The sequence below is a fragment of the Pseudomonas sp. H3_D04 genome (genome assembly GCF_054669175.1).
In genome coordinates this window covers 2,374,993-2,397,636 of the sequence record NZ_CP162801.1, presented here as the reverse complement: position 1 = coordinate 2,397,636, position 22,644 = coordinate 2,374,993, and the positions used below count along the sequence as shown (strand labels likewise).

The window sequence follows — 22,644 nt, the reverse complement described above, 5'->3', positions numbered from 1 at the left end:
TCCCGAGCGTTAATAAAAGCCTTCCGGGTAATACGTTGAGACCTGTCAAGTGAAGGCGAGCCAGCGTCAACGCTGCCACGCAATAAGTGCATTTTCCGCTGGCAGAAAGGCGTCTGAGTGCCAGGCGCGTACCCGTGGGGTGTAGCCATCCACGGGCCGCGTGGCAGCGACCGAGATGGAAAAGATATAGCCTTGGATGGCGCCGGGTATGGGGCCGACAGCGGTCATCGGCAGGCATTCTGCCGGGTGTCCATCGCACGGGGCGGCATAGAGTTCCACCCTTACCCACTCCGGTGCGATCTCCCCCAGATAGACCGGCACGCTGATGTACAGCCACTCGCCGTCGTGTTTCGCATCGACCGTGCCGAAATGTATGTTGTTCCATCCCAAGGCAACCGCCTTGTGCCAGGCATAAAGCCCACGTGCGAGTTCAGCCTTATTCTTGCTACGGCGTCGGAAAGCCCGGATCGCCGGTTGGTAACAACAATCCAGGTATTCGAGCAGCATGCGATTGCTACTGAATTGCGGCCCCAGTTGCGACATGCTGGCGCGCATGCGTTGCACCCAGTCTCGTGGAATTCCCTGCGTGTCGCGTGTGTAAAAGGTGGGCACTACTTCTTCTTCGAGCAGGCGGTACAAGCACTCGGCGTCGACTACATCGTCGCTGGGGGCGTCGTCGCCGATTGCCCAACCGCAGGTGGGCTGGTACGCCTCCGCCCACCAACCGTCCAGTTGGGACAGGTTAAGTCCGCCATTGACCAGAACCTTCATCCCACTGGTGCCACAGGCTTCCCATGGTCGTCGCGGTGTATTGATCCAGACATCGACGCCTTGCACCAGATGTTGGGCCTGTTCAATGTCGTAATCCTCCAGGAACACGACATGCCTTCGCAGATTTGGACGATGAACAAACTCCATCCATGCCTGGATCAGCTGCTTGCCCTGCTCGTCACTGGGATGGGCTTTACCGGCGATGATCAGTTGGACCGGTCGATGCTCATCGGTTAGCAGGCGGCTCAGGCGCTCCGGGTCATGCAGCAACAAATTCGGTCGCTTATAGTCGGTGAATCGCCGCGCGAAGCCGAGCGTAAGGCAATTGGGATCGAGCACCTGCGCGGCTTCTTCGACCCGCTGAGGTGACTCGCCACGCTGTCCAAGATGCCATGCCAAACGGTGACGCGTGTAATGCACCAGATCGCGGCGTTGCTCGGCGGCCATCGTCCACAAGGCCCTGTCATCACTGTGGGAGACCGTCCCTGAGAGAGACTCCACCGTGCCGAGCCAACGTTCCTTGCCACAGGTGCTAGTCCATAGGTGATCGGACCACACCGAATCCCAGGATGGCACATGGACGCCGTTGGTAATGTGCCCCACAGGTATCTCTTGAAGCGGCCAGCGTGGATAAAGATCACTGAACAATTGACGGCTGACCTCGCCATGCAAACGACTCACGGCATTGCACTGGGCGCACCCACGCAATGCCAGAAAAGCCATGTTGAACGGCTCATCGTCGTCCGCCGGATCACGCCGGCCCAACGAAAGCAGCTCGCGCAATGAAATGCGACAGTCTTCGAGATACTCACGCGCGTACTTGTAAATGAGCGAGGGTGGAAATAAGTCGAAACCCACAGCCACTGGCGTATGCGTTGTGAATACGTTACCTGCACGCGTTGCCCACCATGCCTCCCAGAACGTTGTTCCCATCTTGTGCATAAAGCGACGGGCACGTTCCAGCACAAGCAGTGCGGCATGACCTTCGTTAAGGTGGCACACGTCAACGTCGATACCCAGTGCGTCGAGTACCGCCCAGCCACCAATGCCGAGCACCACTTCCTGGAGCAAACGCATTTCCGAGCCGCCGCCATACAACTTAGAGGTGATACCGCGGTCGGCGGGCCCATTGCGCAGATCGTTACTGTCCAGCAGATACAGGCGCGTACGTCCGACAATGGCCTGCCATATACGCAAATACAAAGTGCGACCGGGAAGTTGCAGCACGATTTTCAGCCAAGCGCCGTCATTTCCGATCGTTGGCTGAATCGGCAGGCTGGTGGCGTCGTTGTAAGGATAGGCCTCATGCTGCCTGCCTTGCGCGTCGATGTATTGCCGAAAATAGCCTTCCTGATAGAGCAAACCCACCCCAAGTATCGGAACGCCCATGTCGCTCGCCGTCTTCAGGTAATCTCCTGCAAGCACACCGAGTCCGCCGGCGTAGAGCGGAAAGGCCTCACTCAAACCGTACTCCATGCTGAAATAGGCGATCCGCGCCGAATCCCTGGCCCCTTGCTGCTGTGCATACCAGCCTGAGTCGTCGAGATACCGCCGATGCTCTGCGATGGCGTGCGCCAGTTTCTGCGAGAAGTCAGGATCTCGGCAGAGTTCGTCAAGACGCTGCTGCGAAGCATTCTGCAGAATCATCCACGGATTATGGGTACGCACCCAAAGTTCTGGGTCAATCGATTTCCACAGGTCGTCGAGTGCATGATTCCAGGTCCAGCGCAGGTTAAGCGCGAGGTCGGTCAGTGCGCAGAGTTGCTCCGGCAACTCACGTGGCAAGAAGGCATACACGTCGACACCTCAATGTAATCGGCAGTTTTACGGATCTTGATCAGGCGTGCCATGAGGCAACGGTTTTACGGTGTGCGATTAAGTGACAGGCGCTTTTCCACCGCCAGAACATGCCGGGTCGTGGCGAGCACTGCATCCGGATTGAGGCTTATCGAGTCGATGCCAATTTCCACCAGAAATTCAGCCATCTCGGGATAGTCAGACGGCGCCTGTCCGCAAATACCGGAGTGGCGGCCGTTACGTTTTGCTCCCTCCACCGCCAGGCGAATCATCTGTTTAACCCCCGGATCGCGTTCATCGAAATCGAAGGCGACGATTTCCGAATCGCGATCCACGCCGAGCGTCAGCTGGGTCAAGTCATTGGAGCCGATGGAGAATCCGTCGAACAGTTTGGCGAAGGCGTCGATCAGGATGACGTTGTTGGGGATCTCGCACATGACGTAGACCTCCAGTCCGTTTTCTCCGCGCTTTAGGCCATGGCTGGCCATCGCTGCCAACACCTTTTCACCCTCCTCCACTCTGCGGCAAAAAGGGATCATCAACTTGACGTTAGTCAGGCCTATCTCGTCGCGCACCCGCTTCATTGCCGCGCATTCCAGCGCAAAACCTTCGGCATAGGCACTATGGGTATAACGGGACGCCCCACGAAAACCGATCATCGGATTGTCTTCTTCCGGCTCGAAATACTGACCGCCCAGCAGGGTCGCGTATTCGTTGCTTTTGAAGTCGCTCATGCGCACTACGCAGGGTTTTGGATACACCGCCGCCGCAATTGTGGCGACGCCTTCGGCCAAGGTCTTGACGAAAAAATCCGCAGGATCATTGTAAGCAACACTCAGGGCTGCGATCTTTTCACGTGTTGCGTCATCCACCTTTTCCGGGTGTACGAGTGCCATCGGATGCACCTTGATGTATTCATTAATAATGAATTCCATACGCGCCAGACCAATGCCATCCACCGGTAGCGAGGCAAGACTAAAGGCCTGATCAGGATTGCCCAGGTTCATCATAATCTTTGTTTTTGGATGTCCCAGCTCGCTGAGATCGGTGTGCTGAATGTCAAAACCCAGAATGCCTTCATAGACATTTCCGGTTTCGCCTTCGGCGCAGCTAATGGTGATCGGTGTGCCGGTTTCTATTTTGTCTGCCGCGTTTGCGGTTCCCACGATGGCGGGAATGCCCAGTTCACGCGAGACGATGGCGGCGTGACAAGTACGTCCGCCCCTGCTCGTCACGATAGCCGCGGCGGTCTTCATGACAGGTTCCCAGTCGGGTGCCGTGGTATCTGAGACCAGCACCTCGCCTGGTTGAAAATCACTGAGATGCTTGGCATCGTTGATGACACGCGCCTTGCCGGCGCCAATTCTGGTGCCGACCGCCCTGCCCTTAAGCAGCACTGTCGATCTTTGCTTGAGATGGTAAATCTCAAGCACGCTGCCTTTCTTTTGCGACTCCACCGTTTCCGGTCGCGCCTGCACTATATATAACCGGCCATCGATGCCGTCTTTGGCCCATTCCATATCCATGGGTTTGTTAAAACCGGCTTTGCCCGAATAGTGGTTTTCAACCTTGATGGCATAGTCGGCCAGCACCATCACATCCGCATCAGTGATGCAGAAGCGGGTTCGTTCTTCGCGGGGCGTGTCAATATTCTTGGTGTATTCCACCGCGATATTGCCGGTATTGAGCTCGCCGGCAAAAATCATCTTCTTTGCTTTGCTACCCAGGCTGCGCTTCAAGACAGCACGATAACCCTGCAGAAAGCTGGGTTTGTGCACATAGAAACTGTCGGGGTCTATCGTGCCCTGCACGACATTCTCGCCGAGCCCCAGCGCGGCATTGATGAAGACGACATCCCTGAAGCCTGTTTCCGTGTCCAGCGAAAACATCACGCCACTGGCCCCTATATCGCTACGCACCATCTTCATGACCACGACGGCGAGATAGACCTTGTAGTAATCAAAGCCATTGTCGTATTTGTAGTGGATGGAGCGGTCGGTAAAGTTGGACGCCAGGCAACGTTTGTAGGCATCGAGCAGATCATCGTCAGTGGCGATGTTGAGATAGGTATCGTTCTGCCCGGCAAATGAGGCCTGCGGCGAATCCTCGGCGGTCGCCGAGGACCGCACCGCCAATGAAATGTTTTCGCCGTATTCCTGTTTGAGTTGGGCATAACTTTGCAAAATCGCCGTCTTTAGATCTTCCGGCAATGAACAGCCATATACGATCGCCCTCGCCTTTGCCCCCCGCGCCTGCAAATCCTTGATGTTGTCGGGGTCGAGTCCGTCAAGTGCCGCATGCAGAGGCTGCCAGGCGCTATTGTGATCAAGCACATAACGATACGCCTCAACGGTGATGGCAAAACCGTTGGGGATGCATACACCCTCAGTCGTGAGGTTCTGGTACATCTCACCCAGCGAGGCGTTCTTGCCACCGACCAGCGATACATCGTTGATACCCAGCTCTTTGAACCAGCGGATATGTGAATGCATCACGATATTTCTCCTTTTGATGGGGGGAGACTGTGTCGGCCGCTTCTATTTGATATAGAGCTTTATGGCTTGATGCCGCCTGCGTGTGTTGATTTAGATCAATGAGCGCCCTTTGAGCAGTAATAGCCGGGAGTATCAGCCCGCTTTTTGATGTATGCAGAGGGCGTAGCTGGACGAGAAGTACCGCCGCTACCAAGACCTCACCGTCTGCAATGGCTGCCGGCTCTGGTCACCTGCGCCGATTGAGCGTTGAATGATGTAGCCGAGCCGTCCGCCATCCTATTCAGGATCAAACCCATGACCCGTTCTGTTCCTGTAAACGCCGACGATCTGGAGCGACTGCATAATCGATCGTTCGAGGAAATCGTCATCGGCGAGTCCGCCTCTCTGGAGCGCACCCTGACAGCTCAAGACATTCAGCTGTTCGCACTGGTCTCCGGCGATGTGAACCCGCTGTACGTCGATCCGGAATTTGCCGCCACCACCCACTTCAACACTGTTTTCGCCCATGGCATGTGGGGGGGAGCGTTGATTTCGGCGTTGATTGGTACGCAGTTGCCAGGGCCCGGTTCGGTGCCCTTGGGGCAAACCCTCAAGTTCCTTGCCCCGGTACGCATCGGTGACACACTGACGGTCTCGGTGACGGTTACTGCTCGCGACGTAGCGCGGTATCTGCTCACGTTGGCCTGTACCGGCATCAATCAGGAAGGCGTGGTCGTGCTGGAAGGTGAATCCCTGGTCCACGCGGCCGGCGAGCATATCGATGTGCACCGAGCCAGCCTGCCGGGCATAGAACTGCGCCACAGCGCCGACGGTCTGAATCGTTTGTTGCAAGCCTGCCAGACGCTGGAACCGATCCGCGTTGCGGTGGTACATCCTTGCGACGAGGTGAGTTTCGAGGCGGCCCTTGATGCCCGCGATGCTGGGTTGATCGATCCGATCCTGATTGGCCCAAGAGCCAGACTCGAAGCGTTGGCGGCCAAGGGCGGCCACGACCTTTGCGGTCTCACCATTGAATACGTGCCCCACAGCCATGCTGCCGCCCTGCGCGGTGCGCAAATGGCCCGTGATGGTCTAGTCGAAGCGTTGATGAAAGGTAGCCTTCACACCGACGAATTGATGTCCGCCGTGGTGCCGTCGTCGGCGCTACTGCGTACCAAGCGGCGCATCACCCACTGCTTCGTGATGCAGACGCCTTTTTATCCGCGCCCCTTCATCATCACCGATGCAGCGATCAATATCGCGCCGGCGTTGGTCGACAAAGTGGACATCGTGCGTAACGCCATCGATCTGGCACATATCCTCGGCGTCAGTAATCCCCACGTGGCGATTCTCGCTGCCGTGGAAACGGTGAATGCCAACATGCCCGCCACCCTTGATGCCGCAGCGCTGTGCAAAATGGCTGATCGCGGCCAGATCACTGGCGCGGTCCTTGACGGGCCGCTGGCGTTCGACAACGCCATCTCCCTGGCGGCGGCGCGTATCAAGGGCATTCACTCAGCTGTTTCCGGTAAAGCCGACATTCTCGTCGTGCCTGATCTGGAAAGCGGCAATATGCTCGTCAAGCAACTGGAATACCTGGGCGGTGCCTCCAGCGCGGGTATCGTGCTTGGCGCCAAAGTGCCGATTGTCCTGACCAGCCGCGCCGACTCCGTTGAATCGCGCATCGCGTCCTGCGCCATCGCCGCGCTGGTCGCCCATCACTATCGGGTCACCCCGCCATGAACGACACGGATAACGGTGAAGTGATCCTGGTCCTCAATGCGGGGTCGTCGAGCATCAAGTTCGCCCTGTTCGACGCCACCTGCAGCCCTTTGGCTCGCACACCACTGTGGCGCGCAAAGGTCGACGGCATCACGGGGCCAAACTCGGTGGTCAGCGAAAACGGCGGCGACGATCAGCCACTGACCCTCGATGCAAAACATCCTTATCACGATGCCCTTGGGTATATTCGTGAGCGGTTGCGAACTCAACTGGTAGGCCGTTCGATCAGGGCCATCGCCCACCGCGTCGTGCATGGAGGGATTAAATACTCCAAACCGGTATTGATCGACACGCAGGTGCTGGCCGACCTTAAAAGCTACATCCCGCTAGCCCCGTTGCATCAGCCCTTCGCACTGGAGGCCATCGAAACGCTGCTGCAAACCCACCCCGACCTGCCACAAGTGGTGTGTTTCGATACCGCCTTCCACCAGACCCTGCCAGACGTGGAGAAAATCCTGCCGCTGCCTTGGTCGGCCTGGGAAAGCGGCTTGCGCCGTTACGGGTTTCACGGACTGTCCTATTGCTATCAATCCGTTGCGCTGGCCGAACGTTATGGCGATCAGGCGCGCGGCCGAACGCTGGTCGCGCACCTGGGCAGCGGTGCCAGCCTGTGCGGTATGCGGGACTTGAAAAGCGTCGCCACCACCATGGGTTTCTCGGCGCTGGACGGTTTGATGATGGGCTCCCGCTGCGGGGCGCTGGACCCTGGCGCGGTGATTTTCCTGATGGAAATCTGGAAGCTGAGCCTGGAGCGGGTCAGCCATATTCTGTATCACGAGTCTGGCCTGCTGGGAGTTTCCGGCATTTCCAGCGACCCGCGCGAATTGCTCAAAGTCGAAGCCACTGAGCCTCGCGCGGCCATGGCCCTTGCGTTGTACCTGCGCCGGTTCATCCACGAAGCCGGTGCCCTTGTCGCGGCACTGGGTGGTCTGGACATGCTGGTGTTCACGGCAGGTATTGGCGAACACAACGCGGCGATTCGCTCTCGTATGTGCGCTGGCCTGCAGTATCTGGGCGTCGAACTGAACGAAACGGCGAACCAGGCCAATGCTTCAGTGATCTCGACCCCGGCCAGCCGAGTCAAAGTGGTGGTCGAGGCCACCAACGAAGAATGGGTCACGGCGCTCGATGCCCTGCGCCTGACAGAGCCAGCCAATCAGCAAGTTCGATCCGCCCCGCGCCTCATCCCCTGAAGGTATTCGATGGCTCGCCGAGAAGTGCTGTAAAGCGTCGGCACGTCGGTCAACCCGCCGACGGTGATCGTTGAGCTCAAATGAGGTGCCGATCGTGAGGCTGCCCCGGACAACAAGGCGCTCAACGGCCTGACATCAGTTTTGTGCGCTTTGAGGGCGACCGCCACCGCCATCGCGTAAAAACTCCTTGAGTGAGGTCAGCGAACGGGTATTGAGCACATCGTGTTTTTCCAGCCAGGCTCGACGCGCCTGAGCGACGCCGTAGCGCAAATAGGAAAAATCCGCGGCGCGATGGGCGTCCGAATTGATGCTGATGAGCACGCCTTGATCCTTGGCGTATTGGCACTGAAGGTCAAACAGATCCATGCGCTGGGGCTGCGAGTTGAGTTCCAGGCAGCAACCACGCTCAGAGGCTGCCTTGATGATTGCAGGCAGGTCCATGCTCAGGGGCGCGCGTTCATTGATCAACCGACATAGGGGATGTGCCAATACGCTGAAGTAGCGATGATCCATGGCCCTGAGCAGGCGTTGGGTTTGTTGATGCAGGGTCAAGCCGAAATGACTGTGGACGGCGCCCACCACCAGGTCCAGGCGCCCCAGAATGTCATCTGGCAGATCCAGGCGACCGTCTTCGAGAATGTCGACCTCAACGCCCTTGAGCAAGGTCATGCCTTGCAAGCGGGCGTTGAGCGCATCGATCTGGTCGATTTGCTTCAACAATCGATCAGTGTCCAGGCCATGGGCCACCCTGAGGGACCGGGAGTGGTCGGTAATCGCCAGGTATTCCAGTCCGGCGTGCTGCGCCGCAAATGCCATCTCTTCCAGGCTATTGCCTCCATCCGAGTCACGGGTATGAGCATGCAAGTCACCTTTGAGGTCGCTCAACTCAATCAGCCTCGGTAAACGACCTGTCAGTGCCGCCTCGACTTCACCGCGATCTTCGCGCAGTTCCGGCGTGATCCAGACCAACCCCAAGGCCTGATAAACCGCCACCTCGGTGGCACGGGCCACGCATTCTTCGGCCTTGAACACCCCATATTCGTTGAGTTTGAGCCCCAGCGTCCGGGCCCTCTGGCGAATCGCGATGTTATGCGCCTTGCTGCCAGTGAAATACACCAGAGCGGCGCCAAATTGCGCCGGCTTTACAATGCGCATATCCACTTGCAGGCCTGAGCCCAGCACGACGCTGGCACGCGTGCGCCCTTTAACCAACACGGTGGAAATCTCCGGGTGCTTGAGCAAGTGTGCCGTGACATTCACAGAAGGCGCTGCGGCCACGAGGAGGTCGACATCACCGACAGTGTCGCGCATGCGACGCAGGCTTCCGGCCACCGTCGCTTCCTCGATACCCGCAAGCTGCTGCAAGTATTCGATCAGACGGTGCGCCACGGGCTCGACAAACGCCAGCGGCAAACGGCGATCGCTTCCAATCCCCTTCTGCGCGGCGCTCAACAGCCGCGTTTCCATCTTTTCACCGAAACCGGGCAGATGGCGAATGCGCCCCTGTCGAGCAGCCTCGCATAACTGCTGCGCGGTTTCGATCCCCAGATCGTGATACAGGTGCCTGACGCGTTTGGGACCCAATCCGGCGATGGACAACAGTTCAACCAATCCGGGCGGCAAGGTCGAACGCAACCGCTGGCGCAAAGCGCAATTTCCAGTGGTAACGATTTCGTTGATCTTGCCTGCCAGATCAACTCCAATACCGGTCAGTTTGGGCAGTGGTTCGCCACGCGCGATGATCTCTGCGAGTTCGAAGGTCAACGCCCTCAAGGTGCGCGCCGCATTACGGTAGGCCCGGATCCGGAAGGGGTTGGCGTCATCGATTTCCAGCAGATCAGCGATTTCGTCAAAAACCTCGGCAATTTGATCATTGCCAATCAGCCGCCTGTCCTTGAGCGAGGCCGATAGCAAGTCTGGTAACGGTTCCTGAGGCGGTACGGCGGTGAGCTTCATGGCAGTGCCCGTCCAGTGAAATGAAGAACGCGCGTTTGAGCGTTGATTCGTATTGCACGTCCTTGACTAACAGGTCGGGCTTTTTCCCGCGCGATTCCTCAAGCAGTGACGATTTTACGAAAGCGGCAATATGCAAGCTCGCCACGGTAGCCGAGTTCAGCGCTAAATGCCGGTGAGGCACATGCTGTGCGTGTTTTGCGATCAGCCGACCCAGCGAATCTCCGGCGCCTTGTGCAAGACCGGTGCAGGCGCCGATTTCGGATGGCCAACGATAATGGGCGCCACTGGCGTCCACTCGGCAGGAAGGCCCAGTGCATGCTTCCCCTGCGGCGTATCAAGAAAACGTTGGGCGAAACCGATCCAGCAGGTACCCAGCCCGTCAGCGTACGCGGCGAGCATCAGGTTTTCGGCGGCCAATGCGCAGTCTTCGACGATCCACTGACCTGGCGCGTTCCCCGAAATAAGGATGAGTACTGGCGCGTGGTAGAAGATGTGAAAGTTTTCGTCATTGAGTAGCGAATGGAAGTGCGCGGAATGGGGGCCAGCGGGCATCGTCTTGAGCATGTAGGCCTTTGCTTCTCGCGAGATCCGATCCAGCACTGCTTGGTCTCGGATCACCGTGAACGTCCACGGTTGTTGGTTGACCGCGCTGGGCGCCTGGGCAGCGGCATTGATCAAACGACGAATGACATTTTCATCAACGGCTTCTGTCGTGTATTCACGCGTGGAGCGCCGGCCGGAGATTGCCTTGTCGATGTTCATGAGTGCATACCTCAAGGTAGGTCATTTCATAAAGTCGTCCAATCACGCAGACCTGCTGCTGATTTAAATCAGATCAGGGCGGAACCGGTGGCAACCGACGATTCGATCGGCTCACCGTTTGAGTGGCAAACAATGCGCGACGGCGCTACTGCCCGGTACCTTCACCCCTTGCGGATCGAAGGCTCGGCTTCGCCGGATTTCACCCCTTGCGGATCGAAGGCTCGGCTTCGCCGGATTTCGCCTTTTGCCCCAGATAGGCGATGAGCTTGTCCAGGGTGTCCACGTGTTGGTAATCGCTTTCAGGAATTGCAATGCCCAGGCTCCGATTCAGAGCCTCGATGACACGAAGCCAATCCATGGAATCCAGATCAACCTCTTCGCGCAGTGACCGGTCAGATCGCAACTGCTCGATTTCAAGTTCCGGGGCAATGCCTTTCAAGGCTTTCAATACTTCATCGCGGATCATTTGCGGGTTCATGTGCCCTCTCCTCAAAGCGCCTCTGGCGTCTGCAGCAAGCGACGAACTTCGCCCAGAAAACGTGCGCCGTAATGACCGTCGCTGACTCGATGATCGGCGGACAAACTGCTAATGACAGTGGGCATGACACACAGCTGGCCCTCTTTCACCCAGGGCCGCTCACTGATACGACCGAAACCGACCAAGGCAACCTGGGGCGGATAGATCACCCCCAATACGCTGTCCACGCCCTGATCGCCGAGTTGAGTGACCGTCATGCCGGCGCCTCCCAGCTCGGAGCTGCGCAGGGATCCGCTGCGGGCGCGCTCGACCAGGCAGGCCAGTTCACTCATCAAATGAGTCAAGGATGTGTCCGCCACATGATGCAGCACCGGGGCGACCAGGCCACCCTGGCGCAAGGTGATTGCCACCCCAAGGTCGGTATCGAGTGCGGGCTTGAAGGCGTTATCCAGCCAGAAACCATTGAGCTGCGGATAGTCGCGCAAGGCCAGCGCCACTGCTTTGAGCAGCAAGACGCTGGGCAGCAGGCGCTCTTGAAGTGTGCTTTGCGCATTGTGTGCCTGCAGCCAGGCCATGGCTTTATCCAGGGCGATGGTTTCGCTGAGGTAGTAATGGGGAATCTCGCGTTTTGAACGAGTCATGGCCGCCGCAATGGCGTGCCGCATGGCCTGGTCGGGGTCCGGCGGGTGCGCCACATGAGCGGCTGCCTCGATGTCCTCCAGGGTAACCACTCCCTGTGGCCCATGGCCTTTCACATCAGCGGTGCTGACGCCTAGCTCGGCAGCACGCTTGCGCGCCGCGGGAGATATCCGCGGGCGTCTGCCGGGCGATGCCTGCTCTTCGATCAGCAGCGGCGCCGCCGTCGTTGTTCGTCGCGCACTGTGCGGATCTTCGCCCGGTTCCAACAACCAGGCGATGGTGGTACCGACCGGGACTTTGGCGCCGATATCGATCAGCAGTTGCGACACCGTGCCCTCATGCCAGCACTCGACATCGATGGCGGCCTTGGCGGTATCGACGACGGCAATCACCTGGCCCGGCTTGACCACATCGCCCGGATGGACTTTCCACTCCAGCAACGTGCCTTCATCCATATCAGCCCCCAGAGAGGGCAATTTGAATTCGATCATCGTTTACCTTCCTGGCCTGATACTTGAATACGCCACGTCATCGCGCTCACCCTGATGTCCCCCGGCACAGTTCATGAGCGGCCGCGACGATCGTCGACACTTGTGGCAGGGCCGCCTCTTCCAGATGCCGGGGATAAGGTATCGGCACTTCGGCGCTGCACACCCGTGCCGGCGGTGCATCCAGCTCGAAAAAGCCTTGTTCTATGATCCGTGTAATGATCTCGGCGGATAGACTGCCGCTGCGCCATCCCTCATCGACCACCAGGGCCCGACGGGTCTTGCAGACAGAAGCCATCAAAGTCTTGTCATCCAGAGGGCGCAGGACACGCAGGTCGATGACTTCGCAATCAATACCCTCCCCGGCCAGTACCTGCGCAGCCTCCAAGGTCTTGCCGAGTGTGCCGCCGTAAGTGATCAGGGTCAGGTCCTTGCCGGTTCGGCGGACCTTGGCGGAGCTGATGTCCACCGTCTCCCACTCGCCCGCATCACCCTCCAGGTTGTAGAGCTGGGCGTGTTCGAATATCAGCACCGGGTCCGGATCCAGCAGCGCTGGCCAGAGCATGCCGCGTGCATCTTCGATGGTCGCCGGCGCCAGGATTTTCAGCCCGGGAATATGGGCGTACCAGCCCTCCAGGCTGTGCGAGTGTTGCGCCGCAAGCTGGCGTCCGGCGCCTGTCGCCATGCGCACAACCAGGGGCACGGAGAACTGTCCACCGGACATGTGCCTCAAGGCAGCAGCCGTATTCATCAACGGATCGAGGGCGAGCAGACTGAAGTTCACGGTCATGATTTCGACAATCGGCCGCATGCCCCCCAATGCCGCCCCTATTCCGGCTCCCACGAAACCCAGCTCGGACAATGGCGCGTCTCGAATGCGCTCGGGGCCGAACGCCTCAAGCAATCCCAGGGACACGGCATAACTGCCACCGTAGCGACCGACGTCTTCGCCCATCAGGAATACCCGTGGGTCCCGCTGCAGCGCCTCACGTATTGCCTCGCGCAGCGCCTCGCGATAGCTCATACGAATGCTCATGGCGCCGCCCTTGGGGTGTAGACATCGCGAGACAAATCCTCGAGCGGCTCCAGGCTACCGCTTTCGGCATAAGTAACGGCGGCTTCCACTTCAGCGTCCACCTGGGCGAGGATCGCCAGAAATCCGGGTTCGTCCAAAAGGCCCTCGGCCTTAAGCTGTGCACTGTACGTATGGATCGGCCCATGGGTCTTCCATTGCTCCACCTCGTCCTTGTCACGATAGAGCTGTGGGTCGAACATCGAATGGGCACGAAACCGATAGGTGCGGAACTCCAGAAAAAAAGGCCCACGCCCCGCACGGATGTGTTCAACCGCATCACGAGCGGCTTCATACACCGCGATCACGTCCATGCCATCGACGGACCGGGTATCGACTTTGTAGGCCGAGGCTTTCGCACACAGGTCCGTTTGCGACTGCGAACGGTCCAGGGCAGTCCCCATCGCATAGAGGTTGTTTTCACAGCAAAACAGCATCGGCAGTTGCCACAATGCGGCCAGGTTGATGGACTCATGGAAAGCCCCTTCCGCCATCGCGCCTTCACCAAAAAAACAGGCTGAAAGACGCGCTCCACCTTGCATACGTTCAGCGAGCGCCAGACCCACCGTCAGTGGCAAGCCACCCGCGACAATGGCATTGCCGCCGAAGAATCGCGTCGTGGCATCAAACAGGTGCATTGAGCCGCCGCGCCCTCGCGAGCAGCCTTCCTGGTGCCCATACATTTCGGCCATGATTGCTTTCATGGGGACGCCCTTGATCAGGGCGTGGCCATGTTCGCGATACGTCGCGACCACCGCATCGTCGGCTGCCAGTGCATGCAGAACGCCGACGGCGACCGCTTCTTCACCGATGTACAGGTGCAGAAAGCCACGAATCTTGCCCTCCCCGTACAACTCGCCAGCGCGCTCCTCAAGACGTCGGATACGCACCATGTCCCGCAGCAGGTCGAGAGCAATGTCCTGGGACCGCGGTGGGAGGCTCATGGCGCACTCTCCATGCTGGAAGTGTCGCCTTCAGGCAAACCCAGTTCCCTGGCCTTGAGCAGACGCCGCATGAGTTTTCCGCTACGGGTGTGCGGAAGCACTTCCACAAATTCCAGTTCCTTGGGCGCAACGACCGCCCCGAGGCGCTTGCGTCCATGACCGAGCAACTCGTCGTGCAGAGCCTGGCTGGCAGTGAAACCACGCTTGAGTGAAACAAAGGCTTTCACGGTTTCACCCAACAGCGGGTCGGGCTTGCCGATCACCGCGGCCTCGGCTACGGCCGGATGTTCCATGAGGGAGCTTTCAACTTCGAACGGACCGATCAGGTGACCCGCCGACTTGATGACATCGTCGCTGCGACCAATGAACCAGTAGTAACCATCGGCATCGCGACGCACGAGATCGCCGCTCAGGTACCACTCACCGACAAAGCAGTGACGATAACGCTCCTCCTGCCCCAGGTAGGTACGGAACATGGCAGGCCATGGCTGTTTCAAGGCAAGGTCACCGACCTCGTTGTCACCCAGAAACGCCAGTCCGCCCTCTTCTCCTCGAACGACGATGGCCGCCTCGACACCCGGCAGCGGCTTACCCATGGAGCCTGGTTTGATGGGCATGGCAACTGTGTTGGCAATCATGATGCCGCCGGTTTCGGTCTGCCACCAATTGTCGTGGATCGGCAGCCCAAGTACCTCTTTGCCCCACCAGACAGCCTCGGGATTAAGCGGCTCGCCAACACTGGCAATAAACCGCAGACTCGGAAAACGATGGCCGCGCGCCAACTCCGCCCCCGCTTTCATCAGCAGGCGAATGGCTGTCGGGGCGGTATACCAGACCGTCACCTGTTGCTTCTCAAGTATCCGGTACCAACGCTCGGCATCGAATTCATTGCCCTCGACCACACTGGTGACGCCCAGCAACAACGGGGCAAAGATCCCGTAGGAAGTGCCGGTCACCCAACCCGGATCGGCGCTGCACCAATAGACATCTTCGGGGTGCAAGTCCAGGGCGTATTTCCCGGTGACGCGGTGGGTCAGCGCCGCGCCATGGGCATGCAACACGCCTTTCGGAGTGCCTGTCGTGCCGCTGGTGAAGTGTAAAAGTGCGGGGCTGTCGGCGGTCGTATTGGCAACGGTGAAGGCTTCCTCTGCCTGCGCCAGCAGCTGATGCAGATTGAGCGTCCCCTCGATCTGCGCCGTATCGCCACCGTTTTCGTCGTACAGCAGCACATGTTTGAGGGCCGGCAAACGCTCGCGTATGGCCGCGACCTTGCGCCGGTAGAGGGTTTCGCTGGTCAGCAACACACTGCCTTCGCCAAGACGCATACGGGTTTCGATGGGCTCCGGGCCGAACGCACAGAACAAGGGCGACACCACGCAACCGAGTTTCAGGCCACCGAGCACCCCCAGATACAGTTCCAGCCCTCGGCCACAGAGTACAAATAGTCGCTCGCCGGGCATCACGCCCAGCTTTTTCAATACATTGGCAAACCGGTTGGTCAGGATGCTCAGTTGGGCGTAACTGATGTCGCAACTCCCCCCGTTGCGATCAAGAATGCGCAATGCCGTATGCCGTCGACGCGCCCCTTGCGCATGCCGATCCACGGCTTCATACGCCAGGTTCAAACCGCCGCCCGGCAAACCGGCCAGCGCATTGGCTTCCACCTGCCAGGAAAAGGCCTCCCGAGCTTGCACGCTATCGAGCCAATTCGGCGCTAACGGCAAGTTGGCCAGGGTTTTCTTAATGATCGCTGGATGCATGATCGCCACCTTGAGTCGTCTTTGGTCCGTCCCTAGACCGCCAGGACACTGCAGGGCACCTGATACAGAATATGTTCGGTCGTGCTGCCCAGCAGTTTCTCCACCCCGTGGTACTGGACTCTGCCCATCACGATCACATCTATGTTGTGCTTGTTGGCGAACTCGCTCAGCGCCGAAACGGGATGTCCCAGAATGAAATGTCGACGGTTAGCAGGCACACCGTACCGACCGGCGAGTTTCAGAAACGATTGTTCCAGCTCTTTGCGCAGCCCCTTGGTCAGCTCCGACAGTTTCAAGCCACCGCCCAATTCCTCCAGGTAGTCTTCCGTAATGTCATAGGCATACAGCAGGTGCAACTCGGCATCACACTGTATGGCGAGGCTGGAAGCCTGGTGGATAATGCGGTCATTCAACTCACTGTTCTCAGGCCCACCCGCCGAAGCATCAACCGCCGCCACAATCCTGCGCGGCAGGACATGGTGAGCCTCGCCCACCAGATAAACCGGTACCGGACAGTGGCGCAGCAAGTGCCAGTCCAGCGGGGTGAAAAACGTGCGCTTGAGCGTTGATTCTTGCTGGATTTCCTTAATCAACAGGTCGGGCTGCAATTCCTTGACGTGATCCAGGATGTCTTGCTCCATGTCATCAGCCCACGCCACCTCGGTGGTCACCTCGATCCCTCTGCCACGCAGAAGTTTGGACTGGTCCTCCAGCCAATCGTGATGGTCCTGCAGGTAACGCTCCCGAGCCTTTTCCCGGTCGCCTTCTTCGAGCAGCGACAACAGTTTCAACGCAGGAATCAACGTCGCAATATGCAAACGTGCACCGCTGGCCCTGGCGAGCGCTGCTGCATGGTCGATTGCCGGAGAATGGCGCAGGGCCAGGTGGAGGATGAGTAACAGTTGTTGATACTGGCTCATGGTCTGACTCCAGGCAGAGGGTTCAACGCCTGCCGTTAGCCACGTAGGGCTCAGCCGTTGCGTCCACGCCGGACCAAGCACCAGCGCTGATTCAGGTTGCTCCGCTGGAAAGTGCCTGACGTTGATAAATATCAACTACCGGCGTGAGCCCCATAAGAGGAGCAGCCTTTCATTCCACCGTACTTGATCAATATCAATCGGAGCAGGCCTTCCCTTCTTCACACTGCCGAATAGTCCGCAGACGACGTGGAGGCGAGAATGCACACCCTGCAAGACGAGGTCATAGCCTTTCTCTCCAGGCCGTCCAGCTACGGCACGTCAAACCAACCCGTGGAGCGTATCGAGACCCATGGTTCGGTGATTTTTCTGCATGCCAACCGCGCCTACAAACTCAAACGCGCCGTGGCGTTTGCCGAGCTGGATTTCCTCAGCCTGGAAAGCCGCAAAAACGCCTGCGAGGCAGAGTTACTGCTCAATCGACGGACTGCGCCGACGCTGTATTTGAGCCTGTGTCCGATCAATCGCCAGGCGAATGGCCAGTTGGCGCTCAACGGTTGCGGACCAGCGGTTGACTGGCTCGTGGTGATGCGCCGCTTCGCTCAGGATCGGCTGTTTGACCGTATGGCCGTTGAAGGACGTCTGACTGAACCGATGATGGAACAGTTGGGGGCTGAGATCGCCCGCTTTCATGCCAATGCACCCATCACTCCTTCTTACGGTCACATCCCGGACCTGTATGAAGAAATCGAGAAAAACCATCGGGAAATGTCTCGCTACCTACCCATCCTCGATTTCGCGACAGTCACCGCGATTGCTCATACCTCCCGGACCCTGTTGGAGTCGTTGACCGAGTGCCTCGAAGATCGCCGCCGTGAGGGCCGCGTTCGCCGTTGCCATGGTGATATGCGCTTGGCCAATATCTGCCTGCTCGACGGTCAGCCCACCCTCTTCGATGGCATCGAGTTCAGTGAGCGGCTTTCCTGCATCGATGTGCTCTACGACCTGGCTTTTGTGCTGATGGACCTGCAACACCATGGCCTGAACAGGTTAGGTGCTCGGCTGTTGTCCAGTTACCTCAACCACAGTGATGTGCAGGAGGACTGCAAACCCTTGGCGTTTTTCCTTTCTTTGCGGGCCGCCACGCGCAGCTTCTCCCTTGCGGGTGCAGCGCTACGTCATGCCGATCCGGCCAAGCGATACGAGAAAAAAGAAAAAGCTGTCCAGTTGATGCACCAGGCACTGAGTTACTTGCACGGCGAAAACCCGATTCTCAATCACCTGGCGATGTCTGAGGCGGCCTCCTATACATGACGTTACCCACGATGGGCGTTTCATTCAGGGAAAGGAGCCTGGGCCGGTGATTCCTTTTCCGGAATATCCGTCATGGTCGCCTCGGTCAGCAGCAAGATACTGGCGACTGAAACAGCATTTTCGAGGGCAATACGCACCACCTTGGTCGGGTCAATGATGCCGGCTTCGTACATGTCGACATAGCAATTGGCAGACGCATCGAAGCCAATGTTCCCAGGTTCGGCGAGCATGCGCGCAACCACGACGCCGGCATCCACTGCCGAATTTTCAGCGATGAGTCTGGCCGGAGCTTCCAGCGCCCGGCGAAGAATCTGCAGGCCGGTCCTGGCATCGCCCTCATATCGGGCCTCTTCGGCCGCGATAATCGGGACGGCCTTGAGCAACGCAAGACCACCCCCCGGCACAATGCCTTCGGCGATCGCCGCCCGGGTCGCTGAGATGGCATCATCCAGCGCATCCTTGCGCGCCTTCATTTCGGCTTCGGAAGGCGCCCCGACCCGGATCACCGCAACTCCGCCAGACAGCCTTGCCAGTCGTTCCTGAAGCTTTTCACGGTCGTAATCGCTGGTGGTACTGTCTAGTTGCGCACGGATCTGCTGCAAACGCGCCTCGATGGCCTCGCGCGTACCGGCGCCCCCTATCAGCGCCGTGCTGTCTTTTTGCACCACGACTCGATGTGCACGTCCCAACTGGTTCAGTTCCACCTGTTCCAGAGTGACGCCCAGTTCGCTGGAAACCACCGTTGCCCCCGTCAGAACGGCCATGTCCTGCAGCATTTCCTTGCGCCGATCACCAAAGCCCGGAGCCTTGATTGCTACCGCTCGCAGAACACCGCGTATCTGGTTGACGACTAGCGTGGTCAACGCCTCACCCTCGATATCGTCCGCGATCAAAACCAGTGGTTGCCCGCTTTTAGCCACGAGTTCAAGCAAGGGCAGCAAGTCTTTGAGTGCACCGATCTTATGGTCACAGAGCAGCAAGTAGGCGTCATCGAGTTCGACCTGCATCTTCTCGGCATCGGTGACGAAATAGGGTGAGACATAACCCCGGTCAAACCGCATGCCTTCCATGACTTCGACCACTGTTTCGGTGGTCTTGGATTCCTCGACACTGACGACGCCTTCAACGCCGACCTTTTCCAGAGCGTCTGCCACCAGTTGACCGATGACGGCATCGTTATGCGCCGACAGCGTGGCGACCTGGGCCTTTTCCTTGGGGGTGCTGACCGGACGTGACTGGGCGGCCAGGGATTCGACGACCAACAACAGCCCGCGATCCAGGCCGCGCTTGAGGTCGATTGCACTGGCGCCCGCGACGACGTTACGGATGCCATCGGCCAGGATTGCATGGGCCAGCACCGTTGACGTACTGGTTCCGTCCCCTACCGCATCGCCTGTGCGTTCGGCCGCCTGACGCAGCATTTGCGCGCCCAGGTTTTCCTCGGGGTCGAGCAAGTCAATGCGTTTGGCGATCGTGACGCCATCATTGCAGACCGTTGGATTGCCCCATTTACTCTGGATCAGTACCGATTTTGATTTTGGCCCCAATGTCACCCGCACGGCGTCTGCCAACTGTGTGGCGCCACTCAGGATTTTCTCGCGGGCTGCAGCACGAAACACGATTTTAGTGTGAGCCATCAGGGTGTTCTCCTGGCCAGTTTTACAACAAGTGCGTTTTGGCAGCTTCTATGAACTGGCCCGGGCGACGTTGACTTTTATCAACAAACTCACAACGTCACCGCGCCCCAGACCGCCCAAACAATGCGCGCACCGTCGGGATGACCGACTGTCAGTTCACGTCCCGGAATTGACAAAGATCAATTCGCGCAGCAAGAAACAGAGTCCAAATGAGGGTGTGTGTTCAGCAGGCTGGAAGGAGAAGGGATCTGTTTTTCAGTCACGGTTTCACGGTTACAGGTGAGATCTTTTCCCATTTGATGCGCGAGGAGAAAAGCCATGGACAAGTTTCAGCAGAGTCAAAAAAGCAAGCTGTTCAAAACATCCACTCATGACCCCTATTGCTCGCAGCGGGTTGAAGGTTCAGCCATCTGCCCGCAGTGTGATGCGGTCTATCAAGCCGGGAACTGGACTTGGAAACACCCTGAAAATACGGTCATTCATGATGCGCAAACAGTGACGTGCCCAGCCTGCCGACGCATCGATGACAACATGCCAGCGGGGACGCTCACGTTATCGGGCAGCTTCTTGCTCAAGCATCGAAATGAAATCATCAACCTGATCAAAAACACCGAAAAAAAGGAAAAAGCCGAGCATGCCCTGGAGCGCATCATCGGCCTTACCGACTCAGCGGCTGCTCTAATCGTGACCACGACCGGCATCCATCTCGCGAATCGCCTGGGCCATGCACTGGAAGCCGCGTTCAAAGGGAACTCTGATTACCGGTACGGCGATGATAAGTATGGCTTGAGCGTTAACTGGACACGTGACGAATAGAACCGGGCGCGGTTGTCTCAATATGGAAAGTTGAGGGGGGATCAGGACACCGAGCTCACCTTCTTGTGCTTCCAGAAGGAGTACGACCATGGCCATCAATGAATCAGCCTCGCCGCATGCAACCAACCTTAAATCGATCAGCCATAGCAGGGCGTTGTTTTTTGAAGCCGACCGTTTGAACGATCAAGCCTACGCATTTTTGAACGAGCCCGTTTCGGCGCAGACCATCCATAAGTTTTCTGACGCAAAAAAACGGGCGGATGAAAAATACCGACAAGCCTGGCAGGAATGGTTGCATACCAGGGACAAGAACAACCGATGACAGCACGTGAATGCTGTTGGGTCAGCAGCGTGGCCAGCCGTGGCATGGCGTCCGGCGTCAGCGATCAATCGGGCTCGATTGCACGCTTTTCCGAAACCGTGCTGAGCGTTTCGGCGTACTCGGTGTTACGCCAGACGTTGGGGCTGAGCCAGACGCAGACACTGAATAATCTTCCCTACGTGTTACGCGGCAAACTGGCGGGCGGCTTGTTTGGAACGGTGCGCTTCGTCGACACCGGAAAACTGCGCTTGCCGAGGTCGATAGCCACGGTCATACCGACAATGAATATCCCCTGTGGGAGATTCTATGTTTGGGGGGAACACCCAAACATAGAATTTGGCTTGTATTCGGTTTGGTTTTTCATCAGGGCAAACATCACTCTGGCCAGCTTGCGTGCCAGGATAACCAAGGCCTGAGTGCCTTTTAGACCTCTGGCCAGATAGCGTTCGTAGTACGGCTTCCAGGTCGGCGAACGGCTGGCAGCCATAGCGCTATTGTGAAACAAGCGCCGGAACTCCGAGTCCCCTCGTTTAGAGAGTCGGCGCTTTTGATCCTTTTGTCCTGACTGCCTCACACGCGGATCCATGCCGAGGAAGGCGACGTACTCGTCGCTGTTGGCAAATTCCCCACGCATAAAAGCAGTGGCCGCTGCGGTGGCCGTCAGGAGCCCTACGCCCTCGATGGCCTGGCAACGCTTCACCTGATCATCAATCCCACCTTCCTCAGCAATTTCCTTGAGCGTTTTCTGAATCATCTTTTCGAACTGGGCAATGGCGGCCAGAAGCTGGTTGAAGTGCTCTTTCAGCAAGGATTCGTTTTTCCAGCTCTGCTTGAGTGCAACACAGGCCCGGACCAACTGAGCCCGACGGCGAAGCAGGCTTTTCATTTGTGTGTAAGCCTTCGGTGGCGGATTCCAGATCCTCAATCTGTCGGATTCGCGGCTCAAGTAACGGGCCAGCAGTTCGGCATCCAACGTATCTGTTTTCGCCCTCATGCCTATTCCATCGCGGTATTTGTTGAGGCGACTGCCATCGATGACGTAAACGTCATGGCCCATTTCATGGGCCATTTCCGTTGTATCAAGGTGATAGATATTGGTCGCTTCTAGCGCGATAGCGCTGTGCGCTGGCAGCGTCTTGAGCCATTGCTTCAAGGTTGATCGCTTGTTCGCGATATTTAGGGTCTTTTCCAGGTCGGATCGATAGATAACGATCTCGTCCTTCGCCACATCCACACCGACGACCACCTGCGAATCCAGGATTGTCATGGCACACCCTCCGAGCTAGGGTTTAGATACTTGACGGGGTTCACCGTTGCGCTGGCTTGTTTCTATCGTCGGTCCGAGCCGATGCATTCCTTATCGGCGCATTAGGTGAAGGGGTGGGACGAAGTCTCCCACGGTCTGTACTGGTCAGAGTCAGATGACGAGCTTTAGTCCCACCCACCCCTTCAAGTCTAAACATACAAGCGAGCCTGCTCGCGAAGATGGAGTGTCAGTCAATACACGGTTTTCCGACACACC

At 58.1% G+C, this 22,644-nt stretch carries 17 protein-coding genes and 1 pseudogene; 6 read left to right on the top strand and 12 right to left on the bottom strand.

The genetic code is table 11. The features are described from left to right. Window positions 1-66 precede the first annotated feature (66 nt). Together glgP and ppsA are read right to left on the bottom strand one after the other, a co-directional pair. Window positions 67-2,568, bottom strand: a complete 2,502-nt coding sequence (gene glgP / locus AB4N91_RS11205) for an alpha-glucan family phosphorylase (protein ID WP_460112452.1) — start codon at window positions 2,566-2,568, stop codon at window positions 67-69. A 65-nt stretch (window positions 2,569-2,633) separates the two neighbouring features. Continuing rightward, complete coding sequence (gene ppsA, locus AB4N91_RS11200) at window positions 2,634-5,060, bottom strand: phosphoenolpyruvate synthase (RefSeq protein ID WP_460112658.1); 2,427 nt, start codon at window positions 5,058-5,060, stop codon at window positions 2,634-2,636. Between the two features lie 297 nt (window positions 5,061-5,357). Between ppsA and AB4N91_RS11195 the strand changes: the two genes are divergently transcribed. After that, a complete protein-coding gene (locus AB4N91_RS11195) occupies window positions 5,358-6,785 on the top strand; it encodes a bifunctional enoyl-CoA hydratase/phosphate acetyltransferase (RefSeq protein WP_154504789.1) in 1,428 nt (475 codons plus the stop codon). Next, window positions 6,782-8,017: an acetate/propionate family kinase gene (locus AB4N91_RS11190; protein WP_460112451.1), complete on the top strand. Its 1,236-nt coding sequence runs from the start codon at window positions 6,782-6,784 to the stop codon at window positions 8,015-8,017. The genes AB4N91_RS11195 and AB4N91_RS11190 overlap by 4 nt, the downstream gene beginning before the upstream one ends. A gap of 135 nt (window positions 8,018-8,152) precedes the next feature. Here AB4N91_RS11190 and polX read toward each other — a convergent pair whose 3' ends face one another. The 8 genes from polX to AB4N91_RS11150 all read right to left on the bottom strand — a co-directional run bounded on the left by polX (window position 8,153) and on the right by AB4N91_RS11150 (window position 17,036). Further along, window positions 8,153-9,973, bottom strand: a complete 1,821-nt coding sequence (polX, locus tag AB4N91_RS11185) for a DNA polymerase/3'-5' exonuclease PolX (protein ID WP_460112450.1) — start codon at window positions 9,971-9,973, stop codon at window positions 8,153-8,155. A gap of 201 nt (window positions 9,974-10,174) precedes the next feature. Further along, complete coding sequence (locus tag AB4N91_RS11180) at window positions 10,175-10,735, bottom strand: nitroreductase family protein (RefSeq protein WP_460112448.1); 561 nt, start codon at window positions 10,733-10,735, stop codon at window positions 10,175-10,177. 199 nt (window positions 10,736-10,934) lie between these two features. Further along, window positions 10,935-11,213, bottom strand: coding sequence for an acyl carrier protein (locus AB4N91_RS11175; protein WP_010460623.1), 279 nt, complete (start codon window positions 11,211-11,213; stop codon window positions 10,935-10,937). An 11-nt stretch (window positions 11,214-11,224) separates the two neighbouring features. Further along, on the bottom strand, window positions 11,225-12,343 hold the full coding sequence (locus AB4N91_RS11170) for a dihydrolipoamide acetyltransferase family protein (protein ID WP_460112447.1): 1,119 nt from the start codon (window positions 12,341-12,343) through the stop codon (window positions 11,225-11,227). 46 nt (window positions 12,344-12,389) lie between these two features. After that, window positions 12,390-13,376: an alpha-ketoacid dehydrogenase subunit beta gene (locus AB4N91_RS11165; protein ID WP_042932032.1), complete on the bottom strand. Its 987-nt coding sequence runs from the start codon at window positions 13,374-13,376 to the stop codon at window positions 12,390-12,392. Beyond that, the gene (pdhA, locus tag AB4N91_RS11160; RefSeq protein WP_200666207.1) at window positions 13,373-14,356 is read right to left on the bottom strand and encodes a pyruvate dehydrogenase (acetyl-transferring) E1 component subunit alpha; all 984 of its coding nucleotides are present in this window, start codon (window positions 14,354-14,356) and stop codon (window positions 13,373-13,375) included. The genes AB4N91_RS11165 and pdhA overlap by 4 nt, the downstream gene beginning before the upstream one ends. After that, complete coding sequence (gene acsA, locus AB4N91_RS11155) at window positions 14,353-16,116, bottom strand: acetate--CoA ligase (protein WP_460112446.1); 1,764 nt, start codon at window positions 16,114-16,116, stop codon at window positions 14,353-14,355. Before acsA ends, pdhA begins: the two co-directional genes overlap by 4 nt. A 32-nt stretch (window positions 16,117-16,148) precedes the next feature. Next, window positions 16,149-17,036 (bottom strand): universal stress protein, encoded by an 888-nt coding sequence (locus AB4N91_RS11150; RefSeq protein WP_460112445.1) that lies wholly within the window; start codon window positions 17,034-17,036, stop codon window positions 16,149-16,151. 258 nt (window positions 17,037-17,294) lie between these two features. Here AB4N91_RS11150 and AB4N91_RS11145 point away from each other — a divergent pair, with 258 nt between their 5' ends. Then, window positions 17,295-18,347, top strand: coding sequence for a phosphotransferase (locus AB4N91_RS11145; RefSeq protein ID WP_460112444.1), 1,053 nt, complete (start codon window positions 17,295-17,297; stop codon window positions 18,345-18,347). Between the two features lie 20 nt (window positions 18,348-18,367). Here the strand turns inward: AB4N91_RS11145 and groL are convergent, their stop codons facing one another. Continuing rightward, a complete protein-coding gene (gene groL / locus AB4N91_RS11140; RefSeq protein ID WP_145307753.1) occupies window positions 18,368-19,984 on the bottom strand; it encodes a chaperonin GroEL in 1,617 nt (538 codons plus the stop codon). Between the two features lie 318 nt (window positions 19,985-20,302). Between groL and AB4N91_RS11135 the strand changes: the two genes are divergently transcribed. The 3 genes and pseudogenes from AB4N91_RS11135 to AB4N91_RS11125 form a co-directional block, all read left to right on the top strand. Next, window positions 20,303-20,800: a BCAM0308 family protein gene (locus AB4N91_RS11135; RefSeq protein WP_010460640.1), complete on the top strand. Its 498-nt coding sequence runs from the start codon at window positions 20,303-20,305 to the stop codon at window positions 20,798-20,800. 88 nt (window positions 20,801-20,888) lie between these two features. Then, window positions 20,889-21,122, top strand: coding sequence for a hypothetical protein (locus AB4N91_RS11130; protein WP_200666215.1), 234 nt, complete (start codon window positions 20,889-20,891; stop codon window positions 21,120-21,122). Window positions 21,123-21,151: 29 nt separating this feature from the next. After that, a pseudogene (locus AB4N91_RS11125) lies at window positions 21,152-21,382 on the top strand (LEA type 2 family protein); the annotation flags it as partial. A gap of 44 nt (window positions 21,383-21,426) precedes the next feature. Here the strand turns inward: AB4N91_RS11125 and AB4N91_RS11120 are convergent. Then, window positions 21,427-22,389: an IS110 family transposase gene (locus tag AB4N91_RS11120; RefSeq protein ID WP_017341458.1), complete on the bottom strand. Its 963-nt coding sequence runs from the start codon at window positions 22,387-22,389 to the stop codon at window positions 21,427-21,429. Window positions 22,390-22,644 lie beyond the last annotated feature (255 nt).